Annotated in this window: 14 protein-coding genes; 7 read left to right on the top strand and 7 right to left on the bottom strand. The window is 74.4% G+C overall.

The features are described 5' to 3' along the window. Positions 1–48 precede the first annotated feature (48 nt). The 4 genes from AOM04_RS05570 (at position 49) to AOM04_RS05555 (ending at position 3,863) form a co-directional block, all read left to right on the top strand. Positions 49–579 (top strand): hypothetical protein, encoded by a 531-nt coding sequence (locus tag AOM04_RS05570; protein WP_062463551.1) that lies wholly within the window; start codon positions 49–51, stop codon positions 577–579. After that, positions 576–1,892 (top strand): 3-phosphoshikimate 1-carboxyvinyltransferase, encoded by a 1,317-nt coding sequence (gene aroA, locus AOM04_RS05565; RefSeq protein WP_062463548.1) that lies wholly within the window; start codon positions 576–578, stop codon positions 1,890–1,892. The genes AOM04_RS05570 and aroA overlap by 4 nt, the downstream gene beginning before the upstream one ends. Further along, positions 1,893–2,909, top strand: coding sequence for a ribosome small subunit-dependent GTPase A (gene rsgA, locus AOM04_RS05560; RefSeq protein WP_062463546.1), 1,017 nt, complete (start codon positions 1,893–1,895; stop codon positions 2,907–2,909). A gap of 165 nt (positions 2,910–3,074) precedes the next feature. After that, the gene (locus AOM04_RS05555; protein WP_062463543.1) at positions 3,075–3,863 is read left to right on the top strand and encodes an inositol monophosphatase family protein; all 789 of its coding nucleotides are present in this window, start codon (positions 3,075–3,077) and stop codon (positions 3,861–3,863) included. Positions 3,864–3,929: 66 nt separating this feature from the next. Here the strand turns inward: AOM04_RS05555 and AOM04_RS05550 are convergent, their stop codons facing one another. The 3 genes from AOM04_RS05550 to AOM04_RS05540 are packed head-to-tail and all read right to left on the bottom strand — an operon-like array spanning position 3,930 to position 6,155. Beyond that, a complete protein-coding gene (locus AOM04_RS05550; RefSeq protein WP_062463540.1) occupies positions 3,930–4,370 on the bottom strand; it encodes a DUF6912 family protein in 441 nt (146 codons plus the stop codon). A 4-nt stretch (positions 4,371–4,374) separates the two neighbouring features. Further along, positions 4,375–5,550 carry a nucleotide-binding protein gene (locus AOM04_RS05545; protein WP_156160624.1) on the bottom strand — a complete coding sequence of 392 codons (1,176 nt, stop codon included), beginning with the start codon at positions 5,548–5,550 and terminating at the stop codon, positions 4,375–4,377. Next, complete coding sequence (locus AOM04_RS05540) at positions 5,547–6,155, bottom strand: CpaB family protein (RefSeq protein ID WP_062463534.1); 609 nt, start codon at positions 6,153–6,155, stop codon at positions 5,547–5,549. The genes AOM04_RS05545 and AOM04_RS05540 overlap by 4 nt, the downstream gene beginning before the upstream one ends. Positions 6,156–6,263: 108 nt before the next feature. On the opposite strand from AOM04_RS05540, the gene AOM04_RS05535 reads away from it, so the two are divergent. After that, entirely contained in the window at positions 6,264–6,476 is a 213-nt protein-coding gene (locus tag AOM04_RS05535) for a helix-turn-helix transcriptional regulator (protein ID WP_062463531.1), read from the top strand. Here AOM04_RS05535 and AOM04_RS05530 read toward each other — a convergent pair. Further along, positions 6,473–6,979, bottom strand: a complete 507-nt coding sequence (locus AOM04_RS05530) for a hypothetical protein (protein ID WP_062463528.1) — start codon at positions 6,977–6,979, stop codon at positions 6,473–6,475. The two genes, AOM04_RS05535 and AOM04_RS05530, sit on opposite strands and share 4 nt — an antisense overlap. Before the next feature lie 116 nt (positions 6,980–7,095). On the opposite strand from AOM04_RS05530, the gene AOM04_RS05525 reads away from it, so the two are divergent. Together AOM04_RS05525 and AOM04_RS05520 are read left to right on the top strand one after the other, a co-directional pair. After that, entirely contained in the window at positions 7,096–7,881 is a 786-nt protein-coding gene (locus tag AOM04_RS05525) for a LysM peptidoglycan-binding domain-containing protein (RefSeq protein ID WP_062463526.1), read from the top strand. Beyond that, the gene (locus AOM04_RS05520; protein WP_062463523.1) at positions 7,878–8,270 is read left to right on the top strand and encodes an Rv3235 family protein; all 393 of its coding nucleotides are present in this window, start codon (positions 7,878–7,880) and stop codon (positions 8,268–8,270) included. Before AOM04_RS05525 ends, AOM04_RS05520 begins: the two co-directional genes overlap by 4 nt. Before the next feature lie 69 nt (positions 8,271–8,339). On the opposite strand, the gene secA is transcribed toward AOM04_RS05520, so the two are convergent. The 3 genes from secA to hpf form a co-directional block, all read right to left on the bottom strand. Further along, positions 8,340–11,168, bottom strand: coding sequence for a preprotein translocase subunit SecA (gene secA, locus AOM04_RS05515; RefSeq protein WP_228373650.1), 2,829 nt, complete (start codon positions 11,166–11,168; stop codon positions 8,340–8,342). A gap of 57 nt (positions 11,169–11,225) precedes the next feature. Continuing rightward, positions 11,226–12,110, bottom strand: coding sequence for a DMT family transporter (locus tag AOM04_RS05510; RefSeq protein WP_062463517.1), 885 nt, complete (start codon positions 12,108–12,110; stop codon positions 11,226–11,228). 73 nt (positions 12,111–12,183) lie between these two features. Next, on the bottom strand, positions 12,184–12,831 hold the full coding sequence (gene hpf / locus AOM04_RS05505) for a ribosome hibernation-promoting factor, HPF/YfiA family (protein WP_062463514.1): 648 nt from the start codon (positions 12,829–12,831) through the stop codon (positions 12,184–12,186). Between the last annotated feature and the right edge of the window lie 306 nt (positions 12,832–13,137).

The following is a 13,137-nucleotide window of genomic DNA, read 5'->3' as shown; positions in this document are numbered from 1 at the left end:
GAATTCCCGCCCCTGACGCGATGCCTGGCGCTTGGTAGCGTAGGAGGCATGTTGCGTGCACTTGCCAGGCCGCTGCTCGCCTCGTGGTTCGTCTACGGGGGCGTGCAGAGCTACCTCGAGCCCGAGGCGCGCGCCGCGCGCGTCGCCCCCACAGTCGAGCCCGCGCTCAGGGAGCTCGGCCTGGAGGAGGTCAAGACGGTCGACCTCGTCAAGATCCACGGCGCCGCGTCCGTCGCGCTGGCCTCCGCGCTCGCGCTGTCGCGCACGCCGCGCAGCGCCGCGCTGGGCCTCGCGGGCCTCGCGGCCGCCACCGCGGCCCTCGCCCACCCCTTCTGGAAGGAGGAGGACGAGACGCGCCGCCAGGAGGAGCTCGACCAGTTCCTCAAGAATGTCTCGCTCGTCGGCGGCGTCCTCGTCGCGGCGACCGCCGGCCACAGCCAGCGCCACATCGACCGCAAGAAGGCGCGCAAGGCGAAGGCCAAGGAGAAGGCCGCCGAGGCCAAGGAGAAGGAGAAGGCGGCGAAGGCGGCCGCCAAGGACGCCGAGAAGCAGGCCCGCTCCAAGAAGCGCGCCGCGTGAGCGAAGCCCCCGTCCTCCGCCCCGGCCACGGCCCCGGCGAGGTGTGGGACGCGCCGCGCGCGCATCGTCCCCTGGACGCGACGGTGTCCGTGCCCGGATCCAAGTCGCTCACCAACCGCTACCTGGTGCTCGCGGCGCTCGCCGCGGAGCCCGTGACGGTCCGCGGCGGCCTGCGCTCGCGCGACTCCGACCTCATGATCGCGGCCCTGCGCGGGCTCGGCGTCGCGGTGGACGATGCGGGCGACGAGTGGCGCGTCACGCCCGGCCCGATCCGCGGCGGCGCCCACGTCGACTGCGGCCTCGCCGGCACCGTCATGCGCTTCGTGCCGCCGATGGTGCTGCTCGCCGACGGGCCCGTGAGCTTCGACGGCGACGAGGGCGCCCGCGTGCGCCCCATGGGCCCGCTGCTCGACGCGCTGCGCCTGCTCGGTGCCACGGTCGACGACGACGGCCGCGGCACCCTGCCCTTCACCGTCACCCCTCCGGCCGAGGTGCCCGACGTGGTCGAGGTCGACTCGTCCTCGTCGTCGCAGTTCGTCACCGGGCTGCTGCTCACCGCGCCGCGCCTGCCCGAGGGCCTCACCATCCGTCACACCGGGCAGACCCTCCCGAGCCTGCCGCACATCGACATGACGTGCGAGGCGCTGCGCGAGGCGGGCATCCGGGTGGACCAGCCCGACGAGCGCACGTGGATCGTGCACCCCGGCGAGATCCGGCCCGGCGACGTGCGCGTCGAGCCCGACCTCAGCAACGCCGGCCCGTTCATGGCCGCCGCGCTGGTCGCGGGCGGCACGGTCCGCATCCCCGGCTGGCCCGAGGTCACCACCCAGCCTGGCGCGCTGTTCCCCGAGCTCCTGACCCGCATGGGCGCGACGTGCACGCTCGAGGGCGACGTCCTGACCGTGACCGGCACGGGCGAGATCCGCGGCATCGACGCCGACCTCTCGCCCGCGGGCGAGATCACGCCGACCATCGCGGCCCTGTGCGCGCTGGCCACCTCGCCGTCGCGGCTGACCGGCATCGGCCACCTGCGCGGCCACGAGACCGACCGCCTCGCCGCCATCGCGGCCGAGGTCGAGCGCGTCGGCGGGAACTGCACCGCCGACGACGGCTCCCTGGAGTTCTCCGGCATGCCGCCGGCGGGCCTCTCGGGTGCCGCGATGGAGACCTACCACGACCACCGCATGGCCACCTTCGCCGCGATCCTCGGGCTCGCCGTGCCCGGCACCCGGGTGATCAACGTGGGCACCACCTCCAAGACGATGCCCGACTTCCCCGCCCTGTGGCGCGGCATGCTCGGGCCGGACGCCTGAATGGCGCGACGCGAGTACGACGAGTCCGACGCCCGGGTCCGCCCCAACCGCCGCGGCTCCCGCCCGCGCACCAAGATCCGCCCCGCGCACGAGGACGCGGTCGCGGGCACGGTGATCGGCGTCGACCGCGGCCGGTACACGGTCACGGTGGACGATGCGACGGTCACCGCGGTCAAGGCCCGCGAGCTGGGCCGGCGCGGCCTGGTGATCGGCGATCGCGTCGGCGTGGTGGGCGACGTGTCGGGACGGCCGGACACCCTCGCGCGCATCGTGCGGCGCGAGGAGCGCGCCACCGCGCTGCGCCGCACGGCCGACGACACCGACGCGACCGAACGGGTGCTGGTCGCGAACGCCGAGCGGCTCGCGATCGTCACGGCGCTCGCGGACCCCGAGCCCAACCCGCGCATGATCGACCGCTGCCTGGTGGCGGCCTTCGACGCCGGCATGGAGTCGGTGCTCGTGCTCACCAAGGCCGACCTCGCCGACGCGACCGACCTCAAGGCGGCCTACGAGCCGCTCGGGGTGCGGGTGCTCGAGACGTCGGTGCGCCGCGACGGCGGCCCCGAGGCCGACCCCGGCTTCGTCGAGCTGCGCGAGTCGCTCGCCGGCGCGACGACGGTGCTCGTGGGCTACTCGGGCGTGGGCAAGTCCACGCTCGTCAACGCGCTCGTGCCCGACGCGGGGCGTGCCGTGGGGGTCGTCAACGACGTCACGGGCCGCGGACGCCACACCTCGACGTCGGCGGTGCTGTACGAGGTGCCCACCGGCGGCCGGATCGTCGACACCCCCGGCGTGCGCTCGTTCGGGCTCGCGCATGTGGACCCCGCGCGGTTCATCCTGGCGTTCCCCGACATCGCCGACGCGGCCGACGAGTTGTGCCCCCGGGGCTGCACGCATGAGTCGGCCGAGGCGGGCTGCGAGCTCGACGCGTGGGCCGGCGACGTGCCCGAGCGCCACGCGCGCGTCGACTCGATCCGCCGGCTGCTGGCCTCGCGCGCGGCCGGCGACCAGTACTGAGCACACACACACACTTCGCTCCGCACGGATCCACGCCCGACACGCCGGCCTCGCGCCGCCATTCCCGCGCGCCCGGCGGCGTGTCGTCAGCGAATCCGTGCGCAGCAACCGGCCGGGAGGCCGAGCGACGGCCGGCCCGCGCATCGTCCCCGGTAGGTTGAAGCCATGACCGACGCGCCCTACGCCGACGACCTGCTGCTCGCCCTCGCGATCGCCGACGAGGTGGACCGCGTCACCCTCGCGAACTTCGCGACCGGCGAGCTGACGGTCGAGACCAAGCCCGACGACACGCCCGTCACGGCGGTCGACCGCGCGGCCGAGCAGGTCGCGCGGCGCCTCATCGCGCAGCACCGGCCCGACGACGCGTTCGTGGGTGAGGAGTACGGCACCACGGGTGCGGGCGCGCGGCGCTGGGTGGTCGACCCGATCGACGGCACCAAGAACTTCATCCGCGACGTGCCCGTGTGGGCGACGCTGATCGCGCTGCTCGACGGCGACGATGCGGCGGTGGGCGTGGTGAGCGCGCCGGCGCTCCACCGGCGCTGGTTCGCGGCGCGCGGCCAGGGCGCATGGCTGGGAGCCTCGGAGGCGACCGCGCGGCCGATCCACGTCTCCGGCGTCGGGTCGCTGGGCGAGGCGTCGCTGTCGTACTCGGACCTCGCGGAGTGGCGCGAGTTCGGGCGCCTGCCGCAGTTCCTGTCGCTCATGGACGACGTGTGGCGCACGCGCGCCTACGGCGACTTCTGGAGCTACATGATGGTGGCCGAGGGCGCGGTCGACATCGCCGCGGAGCCCGAGCTCGCGCTGTACGACATGGCGGCGCTGGTCGCGATCGTGGAGGAGGCTGGCGGCCGCTTCACCGGCGTGGACGGCACGCCTGGGCCGCACGGCGGCAACGCGCTCGTCACCAACGGCCTGCTCCACGACCAGGTGCTGGCCCGCCTCGCGGAGTGATTCCCAATGACAGATGTGACGGGTGGGACGGCCGTCCCACCCGTCACATCTGTCATTGGAAGTCGCCTACCCGAGCGGGAGGTGGGACAGCTCCGATGCGTCGAACCAGAGCAGGTCACGCTCCTCGAGGCGCTCGAGCGCGCCCTCGTCCCCCGCGACGGCGGCCTTGACGTCCTCGGCAGCGGCGCGCTCGTCGACGAACGCGCACGCGATCGCGGCGGCCGGGATCCGGCCCGACACCCGCACGGCGGCGGGGTGGAGGTCCGGAGCGGCGTCGCACTCGGCGCGCGTGAGCTCGGCGACCACGACGACGCGCAGCGGGGAGCCGGACTCCACCACGGACGCGAGGGCTGCCACGTCGCGCGCGACCTCGGCCACCTCGTCGAGGTCGTCGGAGTCCACGATCTCGAGCAGCAGGTCGGTCGCGGCGTACGCGAGCGGCGGCTCCCACAGGCCGTCGGCGCAGCGGGGCAGGTCGTCGACGGTGGCGGGGATGTAGACGCGCATGCGCTCAGTCTGTCACCGCGACGGGCGCGTCCCGCGACGCACGCGCGGCCTCCACGACGACCGTCGCCATCGAGGCGATCGCCCGCCGCAGCGGGGAGCGCGGCGCCACCTCCGCGAGGATCCGGCCGTCGCGCGCGGCGGCGTCCGCGGCGCGCGGGTCGTAGGGCAGGGGCCACACCTCGCTCACGCCGGCGTGGCGGCCCAGCGCCGCCGCGATCGCGTCCTCGGGGCGGGCACCCGCGACCGAGGCGCGGATGCGGTTGACCGCGACGATGGGGGTGGGGCCCTCGTGATCGAGGAGCGCCTGGACCAGGCGGATGAGCTGATGGGGCTCGGCCGAGCCGACCGCGACGACCGCGTCGGCCTCCGCGAGGGCGGCGAGCGTGGCGGCATCGCGGCGCGGGCCCAGGGCCCCGGGGCCGCCCGCTCCGGCATCGGCGGGCGCGGCGAGGTCGAGCACGATCACGTCGGCGGCAGCGCGCAGCGCGGGCCACGTGCGCTCGAGCCCCGGACCCGTCACCTCCGGCCAGCGCGCCGCCCGCGCGAGGCCCGTGAGGACCCCCAGGCGCGGCGCGACCTCGAGCGTGTGGCGCGCGACGAGCGATCCCGCATCGTCCCCCCGCGCCGCGGCGCGCACGACGGCCGCGATGCCCGCGGTCTCGTCCGCGAGCCCGAGCGCCGTCGCGACCGAGGCGCCGTACGTGTCGAGGTCGACCAGCAGCGAGCGGTGGCCCGCGTGGGCGGCCTCCGCGGCGAGGTTGACGGCGACCGTCGTGCGCCCGGGCGCGCCGCCCGAGCCCCACACCGCGACGATGGCGCCGCCGCCGCGCTCGGGCGGCGGCACGAAGACGGGCGCGGGCCTCTCGACCGCGCCGAGCACCACGGCGGCGAGGTCCTCCCCCGCGGTCCTCACGCCGAGCGCCTCGAGCCGCCCCGCCTCCCCCACGCCGACGATGCCGGCCCCGGCGGCGCGGATGGCCGCGACGGCGTCCGCGTCGAGGTGGGGCTGGTCGGACAGCACCACGACGCGGCCCAGCCCCGCGCGCGCGACCGCGACCGCCTCCACCAGGTCGGCGCATCGGCGCACCACCACGAGCCCCGGGTGGCCGTCGATCCGTGCGACCGCCCGCGCCTCCTCGTCGCCGCGCACCGCGACGATCACCCCGAGGCGGCCGCTCACCCGATCCCCACGACCGCGACGTCGGCCGCGCCGGCGAGGGCGTCGAGCAGGTCGCCCACCGCGTCGGCCGGCACCACCACGTAGACCGTCTGGCCGCCCGCGCCGAACGCGCCGTCGTCCCGCTCGACCGCGGCCACGGGCAGCGCCTCGCCGACCCGCGTCGATCCGCCGGCCCCGGCCTCGGGCGTCACCCACACGTCGACCGTCGCGCCGGCCTCGACGCCCGCGGCGATCAGGGCGGTCGCGACCACCGCCACGGGGCGGCCGTCGTAGTCCTCACGCGCGGCGACGGCCGTCGCGGGGATGAGCTCGCCCGCCCCCACGGCGCGGGTCACGACCCTGCCGAACGGCGCCGCGTCGGGCGCCTCGAGGTAGCCCTCGCCCACGCGCACGTGCGCCACCACCACGTTGGACTCGTCGAGCACCGCTCCGGGCGCGAGCGTGGTCGCGGCCGCGTAGACCGGTGCGGTGCGGTCCGCGGAGCGCAGGGTCAGCGCGACGCCGGCGACGGCGACCGCGATGAGCAGGAGGCCCACGACGAGTCGCGGGTCGCGCCACGACGGCGGCCGCAGCCGCGCCGCCACCGCATGAACGTCGTCGCCCATCGGCACCCCCATTGCCGTCGGATGGGACCATCATGCCTGGTGGATGGCGCGGCGTGAAGACCTGTGGAGAACAGGGCGGGCCGCACCGACGCGTGTCACAATGGCGAGGTGCCGCCCCGCTTCCTCAAGCTCAGCGACGTTCAGGAGATCCTGAACATCTCCTCGCAGCAGGCCTATGCCCTCGTGCACTCCGGCGACCTGCGCGCGATCCAGGTGGGCGGCCGGGGTCAGTGGCGCGTGGACGAGGCTGAGCTCGAGAACTACATCGCCCGCCAGTACGCGCTCGCCGAAGAGCAGCTGAGGGAGCGCGAGGGCCACTAGGCGGCGCGCACCACCCGCAGCGCCGCGATCGGCACCGCGACGGTCGTGCCGTCGGCGGCGAGGTCGACATGGTCCGCGCCGACCGCGACGATCAGCCCGGCCCACCGGCCGCCATCGGTCTCCGCGGTCACCGGCGCACCGGCCTCCGCGAGCTCGCGCAGCGCCGATGCGACGGTGAGCCGCCGCCGCACCTCGCTCAATGGAGCGGCCGCATGCGCGAGCCCCTCCGCGGCCGCCACGGCCGCGAGCGGCACCACCGCCTGACCCTCGGCCGTGTCGAGCAGCACCCACGCGCCCGCGACGTCCGCGACCGCGCCGGCGACGACGCCTCCCCCGCGCAGCACGAGCCGCACCAGCACGGGGCCCTGCGCCGCGAGGCGCGACGCGAGGGTGACAGCGGCACGCTCGTCGCGCGTGCGGTCGAGGATCTGGGCATCGACCTCGGCGCGCTCGGACGCGTCGATGCGGGCCTCGAGGTCCTCGAACAGCAGCTCCCAGCGCATGCCGCCACGCTAGCCGCGCCGTCCCCAGGCCGCAGCCCCCCGGTGGACAAAACGGACGCGCGGGACTACACCAGGAGATGTCAAACAGCATCAAACGGCATCTAATGGGGGCAAATATGGTCCAGACGGGTATCGGCGCGGGGACGTCGGGACGCGGCGCCGGGACGATGCGCGGGGCGGGCCTGGTGGCCGCGCTCGCCGCCGGCCCGCTCGGCACGGCCGCGGGGCTCATGGCCTGGCGCGCCGCTGCCCAGGTCGACTGGCGACTGTGGACCGCCGCCGACGCCGTGGTGGTCGCGGCCGGGATCGTCGGCGCCGCGGTGGCGGCCCGCTTCCTGGCCGAGGTGGTCGCGGCGCTCGTCGCCCGGGCCCGCGGGGTCGCGGCGCCCGCGTGGACCGGGCGCCTCGCCCGGTCGGCGGCGGCCACGCTCGCTGCGGTCGCGCTGAGCGCGGGCGCCGCGCAGGCCGCCGACCCGCCCCCGTCCGCCGGCTGGCTGCCGGACGGCGCGGGTGCGGGCGCGCCGTGGGCACCGGCGACCCAGGCGCCGCTGCCCGCCCGCGTCACGGCGACCGCCACCGCGACCGCGACGGTCGCGACCCCGGCGGCCACGGACGGGGCCGCGGACGCCCCCGCGGCGCGCACACCAGCCGCACCGGCCGCGCCGGCCGCACCGCCGCGCGCCTCGACGGACGCGGCGACGGTCCACGTGGTGGTCGCGGGCGAGTGCCTGTGGACCATCGCGGCGGGCATGCTCGGTCCCGACGCGGGAGACGCCGCGGTCGCCGACGCATGGCCCGCGCTGTACGCGGCGAACCGCGACCGCATCGGCCCCGATCCGGACCTCATCCTGCCCGGCCTCGCGCTCGAGGTCCCCGCCGCGCTGGACGGGGGCGCGCGATGAGCGCCGAGCCGGCGTGGGCGCCGCGGCCACCGCGCCGCGACGTCTACGGGCGGTCGCGCGCCACCCTCGGCGACCCGACGCCGCTGGCCTGCACCGTCGCGCTCACCGCGATCGAGGTGGTGCACGGCGGCGACGGGCTCGACACGCTGCTGCGGTGGATCACCCCCGAGGTGCGCGAGGTGCTCGCCCGCCAGCACTCGCTCGCGCGGCGCGCGGGACGGAACGGCGCCACCGCCGCGCGGATCCTGCGGGCGCGCGCGTGCCGCGTCTCGCGCGGCGCCGCGGAGGTGGGCGCGGTCGCGAGCATCGGCGGGCGGTCCCACGCGGTCGCGATCCGCCTCGAGGACCTGGCCGGGCGGTGGGTCATCACGGTGCTCGACATCGGCTGACGGCCCCGGACGCGCGGGAGGGCGGCACCCGTGCGGGTGCCGCCCTCCGTGGCGTCGGTCGGCGGGGCGTCAGAGCTCCGCGTCCTCCTCGTTCCTGCCGTGGCACATCTTGTACTTGCGGCCCGAGCCGCACGGGCACGGCGAGTTCTTGCCGGTGCCCGCGAACGTGCGGCCGTCGTCCCAGGGCTTGGGGCCCTGCTGGGCCGCCGCCACCTTGGTGTCGCCCGAGCCGTCCTGCGCGGGGCCGGAGAACGTCAACGCGCCCATGCTCGCCTGGACGTAGCCGCCGGAGGAGCCGGACGCCGCCGGGGACGCCGCCATGCGCTGGCCGGACGCGCCCGCCGCCGCGCGCTGCGCGGGGGCGCCCTGCGCGGTCTGCGCGGCCGAGTCCGCGGTGACGGGCGCCTGCGGCGTCTCCTTCTTCTCGACGCGGTACAGGATCGAGACGGCCTGCTCCTTGATGGCGTCGGACATCGCCTCGAACAGCTGGTAGCCCTCGCGCTGGTACTCGATGAGCGGGTCGCGCTGACCCATCGCGCGCAGGCCGATGCCCTCCTTGAGGTAGTCCATCTCGTAGAGGTGCTCGCGCCACTTGAAGTCGAGCACCTGGAGCAGCACCTGACGCTCGACCTGACGCATGATGTCGGCGCCGAGCTTCATCTCGACGTACTGGTACTGAAGCTTGGCGTCGGCCAGCAGCTCGCGCTCGAGGAACGCCGTCGTGAGGCCGGAGATGTCCCCCGCCTCGTCGATGACCTCGTCGATGTCGATCGACACCGGGTAGACGGCCCGCAGGTCCTTCCACAGCGCCTCGAGGTCCCAGTCGTCGGGCGAGCCGACGAGGGTCGCGGAGCGCACGTACGCCTTGACCACGTCCTCGACGAAGGACTGCATCTGCTCGTGCAGGTCCTCGCCGTCGAGCACGCGGCGGCGCTCGGCGAAGATGATCTTGCGCTGCGAGTTGAGGACGTCGTCGTACTTGAGGATGTTCTTGCGGATCTCGTGGTTGCGGCCCTCGATCTGCGCCTGGGCGCTCTGCACGCCGCGCGTGAGGACCTTCGACTCGATCGGCATGTCGTCGGGCAGCGCGGCCGAGTTCATCACGGACGCCGCGAGGCCCGACTGGAACATGCGCATGAGGTCGTCCTCGAGCGAGAGGTAGAACCGGCTCTCGCCCGGGTCGCCCTGACGGCCGGAGCGGCCGCGGAGCTGGTTGTCGATGCGGCGCGACTCGTGACGCTCGGTGCCGAGCACGTACAGGCCGCCGGCCTCGAGCACCTCGAGGCGCTCGGACTCGACGTCCTCCTTCGCCTGGGCGAAGACGTCCTTCCAGACCTGCTCGTACTCGTCGGGCTGCTCGTTGGGGTCGAGCCCGCGCGCCTGCATCTCCGCCACGGCGCGGAACTCGGGGTTGCCGCCGAGCATGATGTCGGTGCCGCGGCCCGCCATGTTGGTGGCGACCGTGACGGCGCCCTTGCGGCCCGCCTCGGCGACGATCGACGCCTCGCGCTCGTGCTGCTTGGCGTTGAGCACGGTGTGGACGATGCCGCGCTTGCGCAGCTCGGCCGACAGCGCCTCGGACTTCTCGACGGACACGGTGCCGACGAGGATGGGCTGGCCCTTCGCGTTGCGCTCGAGGATGTCCTCGATCACCGCGTCGTGCTTCGCCTTCTCAGACTTGTAGAGCAGGTCGGCCTGGTCCTGGCGGACCATCGGGCGGTTGGTCGGGATGGGGATGACGCCCATGCCGTACGTCGAGTGCAGCTCGGCCGCCTCGGTCTGGGCGGTGCCCGTCATGCCGCCGATCTTGTCGTACATGCGGAAGTAGTTCTGGAGCGTGATGGAGGCGTAGGTCTGGTTCTCCGCCTTGATCACCACCTTCTCCTTGGCCTCGATCGCCTGGTGCAGGCCCTCGGAGTAGCGACGCCCCTTGAGCAGGCGGCCGGTGTGCTCGTCGACGATGTCGACCTCGCCGCCCTGGACCACGTAGTCGCGGTCGCGGCGGAACAGCTCCTTGGCCTTGATGGCGTTGTTGAGGAAGCCGATGAGGGGCGTGTTGGCGGGGTCGTAGAGATTCTCGATGCCGAGCGCCTTCTCGACCTTGTCGATGCCGGGCTCGAGGACGCCGACCGCGCGCTTCTTCTCCTCGACCTCGTAGTCGACGTCGACCTCCATCGACTGCACGAGCCGCGCGAACTCGACGTACCAGCGGTTGTTGTCGCCCGAGGCGGGGCCGGAGACGATGAGCGGCGTGCGCGCCTCGTCGATGAGGATCGAGTCGACCTCGTCGATGATCGCGTAGTGGTAGCCGCGCTGCACCAGCTGGGTGGGGTTGAGCGCCATGTTGTCGCGCAGGTGGTCGAAGCCGAACTCGTTGTTCGTGCCGTACGTGATGTCGGCCTCGTACTGACGGCGGCGCACGTCCGGGAGCTGGTTGGCGATGATGCAGCCGGTGGTCATCCCGAGGAAGCGGAACACGCGGCCCATGAGGTCGGACTGGTAGCTCGCGAGGTAGTCGTTGACGGTGACGACGTGGACGCCCTTGCCGTCGAGCGCGTTGAGGTACGCGGGCAGGGTCGCGACGAGGGTCTTGCCCTCACCGGTCTTCATCTCGGCGATGTTGCCGTGGTGGAGCGCGCCGCCGCCCATGAGCTGGACGTCGAAGTGACGCATGCCGAGCGTGCGGCGCGATGCCTCGCGCACGGCCGCGAACGCCTCGGGCATGAGGTCCTCGAGGGTCTCGCCGTTGGCGCGGCGCTCCTTGAACTCGTCGGTGAGGCCGCGGAGCTCGTCGTCCGACATGGCCTCGTACGCCTCTTCGAGGGCGTTGGTGAGCGTCACCACCTTCTCGAGTCGTCGGAGCTCGCGCCCCTCGCCCATCCGGATGATGCGGTCCATCAATGCCACGTCGCACTCCTCGCGAATCCTGGAACAGTCCCCGACCATCGTAGGCGGTCAGTGGATGGTCTCCGGCTCGTCTCGCTGTGGGCGCAACAGGACCACCGCGCAGCCGAGCACCGCGCCGCCGGCGACCCCGACCCAGCCCAGGTCCTCGCCGAACACGAACGCGGCCGTGACGGCCGCCACGAGCGGCTCGAGCAGCGACACGATGGTCGCGACGAACGGCGGCACGGTGCGCAGCCCGCCGAGGTAGAGCACGTACGCGAGCGCGGTGACCACGATGCCCATGCCGAGCGTGATCGCCCACCCGTACAGGTCCGTCGCGGCGCCGATGCCGGCCGCGAGCGCGGCGGGCACGAGCGCGAGGCCGCCGATCGCGAACGCGAACGCCGTGAGCTCGACGGGGCCGAGGCCCGCGACCGGGGCGCGGTTGACCACCGAGATCGCGGCGAACGAGGCGCCCGCGCCGAGCGCGAGCAGCGCGCCCACCAGGCCGTCGGCGCCCGTGTCGGCGGAGCCGCCGAGCAGCAGCGTGAGGCCCGCGAGCGCAAGGACGAGGGCGCCCAGGGTGGCCGCGGGCGGGCGCCTGCGGGTGGTCGCCCAGTCCCACGCGGCGACGCACACGGGTGCGGACCCGATCCCGATGAGCGTCGCGAGGCCCACCGAGGACGCCCCGATCGCGGAGAAGAACAGCGCCTCGAACAGGGCGGTCAGGAGGCCGGTGACCGCGGCGCGCCGCAGCGCGGCGCCCCGCAGCATCCGCAGGCCGCCCCGCGCGGCCAGGTAGGCGAGGAGCGCGCCGCCCGCCACGAGCATGCGCCACATCGCGATGGAGAACGCGTGCAGCCCGGCGTGGTCGCCGAGCAGGGTGCCGAGCACGCCGCCGAAGCCCCACAGGGTCGCCGCGGCCACGACGGACACGAAATGGCGGGGCTGCACCGGGGAAATCTATCCGGTGCGGCCCCGCCGTGACGGGAGAAGCGGCGCGGCCTCGCTGCCGCGCCGCGCCTGCTCAGGCGGTCTCGCGCGCCTGCGCGTCCTCGTCCTGCTCGAGGTGGATCACGCCGTACGTCCAGCCGCGGCGGCGGTAGACCGCCGATGCGAGGCCGGTCTCGAGGTCGTGGAAGAGGAAGAAGTCGTGGCCCACGAGCTCCATCTGGTCGACCGCATCGGCGATGCTCATGGGAGCAGCCGCGTGGACCTTGGAACGGATGACGATGGGGGTGCCGTCGATGGGGATCTCGCGGTGCGAGCCCTCGGGAGCACCCTCCCACGCCTCCGCGCTGGTGGCGCGCTCCTCGTCGGCCGCCGCCTCGTCGGGCTCGACCGGCACCGTGTGGAGGCCGGGCTTGCCCTGGTGGCGGTGCGCCTTGCGCTCGTGGAGCTTGCGCAGCTGCTCGAGGAGCTTCTGCATCGCGCCGTCGAGGGCGACGTAGCGGTCCTCGGCCGCGCACTCCGCGCGGACCAGGCCGCGCCCGCGCACCGTGATCTCGACACGCTCGCGATCGTTGGCGTGCCTCGGGTTCCTCTCATGGACCACATGGATGTCCGCGCGGGTCGCGCGAGGGGCGAGGGCCTCGACCTTCTCCATCTTCTCGAAGATCTTCTGCCGCATGTCCTCGGAGACCTTGGTGTGACGTCCCACGATTGCGATGTCCATGACGAAAACTCCTTCAACTGTCGCTGGGGCCCCGCAGGGGCCAGGGGCAAGGTGGCGGCGCTTGTCACGCCTGCTGCATCACCTCCTTGCCGGGAAGGTGTCCGACTGTCGTCGTCCTGGAACTCCCACCATAACGCCTGCCGCGGTCATGCGGGACGGACCGACGTCGGTGGCGTCGGGGACGGCGCGGATGCCAGCGTCAGCGCCGCGACGGGCACCCAGCGCGTGCCCTCGAGGGCGCCCGCGGCGCGGACGAGCGTGGCCCCTGTCGTGACGACGTCGTCGACCAGGAGGGCGGGCCGGGCG

It is taken from the genome of Demequina soli (assembly GCF_000971195.1).
Taxonomy (GTDB): Bacteria; Actinomycetota; Actinomycetes; order Actinomycetales; family Demequinaceae; genus Demequina; species Demequina soli.
This window is presented reverse-complemented; position numbering and strand designations above follow the sequence as displayed.

Coding starts and splice junctions, on each gene's coding strand:
- AOM04_RS05525 (WP_062463526.1), top strand. CDS start 7,096: ATGGTCCAGACGGGTATCGGCGCGGGGACGTCGGGACGCGGCGCCGGG.
- AOM04_RS05555 (WP_062463543.1), top strand. CDS start 3,075: ATGACCGACGCGCCCTACGCCGACGACCTGCTGCTCGCCCTCGCGATC.
- rsgA (WP_062463546.1), top strand. CDS start 1,893: ATGGCGCGACGCGAGTACGACGAGTCCGACGCCCGGGTCCGCCCCAAC.
- AOM04_RS05540 (WP_062463534.1), bottom strand. CDS start 6,155: ATGGGCGACGACGTTCATGCGGTGGCGGCGCGGCTGCGGCCGCCGTCG.
- AOM04_RS05570 (WP_062463551.1), top strand. CDS start 49: ATGTTGCGTGCACTTGCCAGGCCGCTGCTCGCCTCGTGGTTCGTCTAC.
- AOM04_RS05530 (WP_062463528.1), bottom strand. CDS start 6,979: ATGCGCTGGGAGCTGCTGTTCGAGGACCTCGAGGCCCGCATCGACGCG.
- AOM04_RS05550 (WP_062463540.1), bottom strand. CDS start 4,370: ATGCGCGTCTACATCCCCGCCACCGTCGACGACCTGCCCCGCTGCGCC.
- secA (WP_228373650.1), bottom strand. CDS start 11,168: ATGGACCGCATCATCCGGATGGGCGAGGGGCGCGAGCTCCGACGACTC.
- hpf (WP_062463514.1), bottom strand. CDS start 12,831: ATGGACATCGCAATCGTGGGACGTCACACCAAGGTCTCCGAGGACATG.
- AOM04_RS05520 (WP_062463523.1), top strand. CDS start 7,878: ATGAGCGCCGAGCCGGCGTGGGCGCCGCGGCCACCGCGCCGCGACGTC.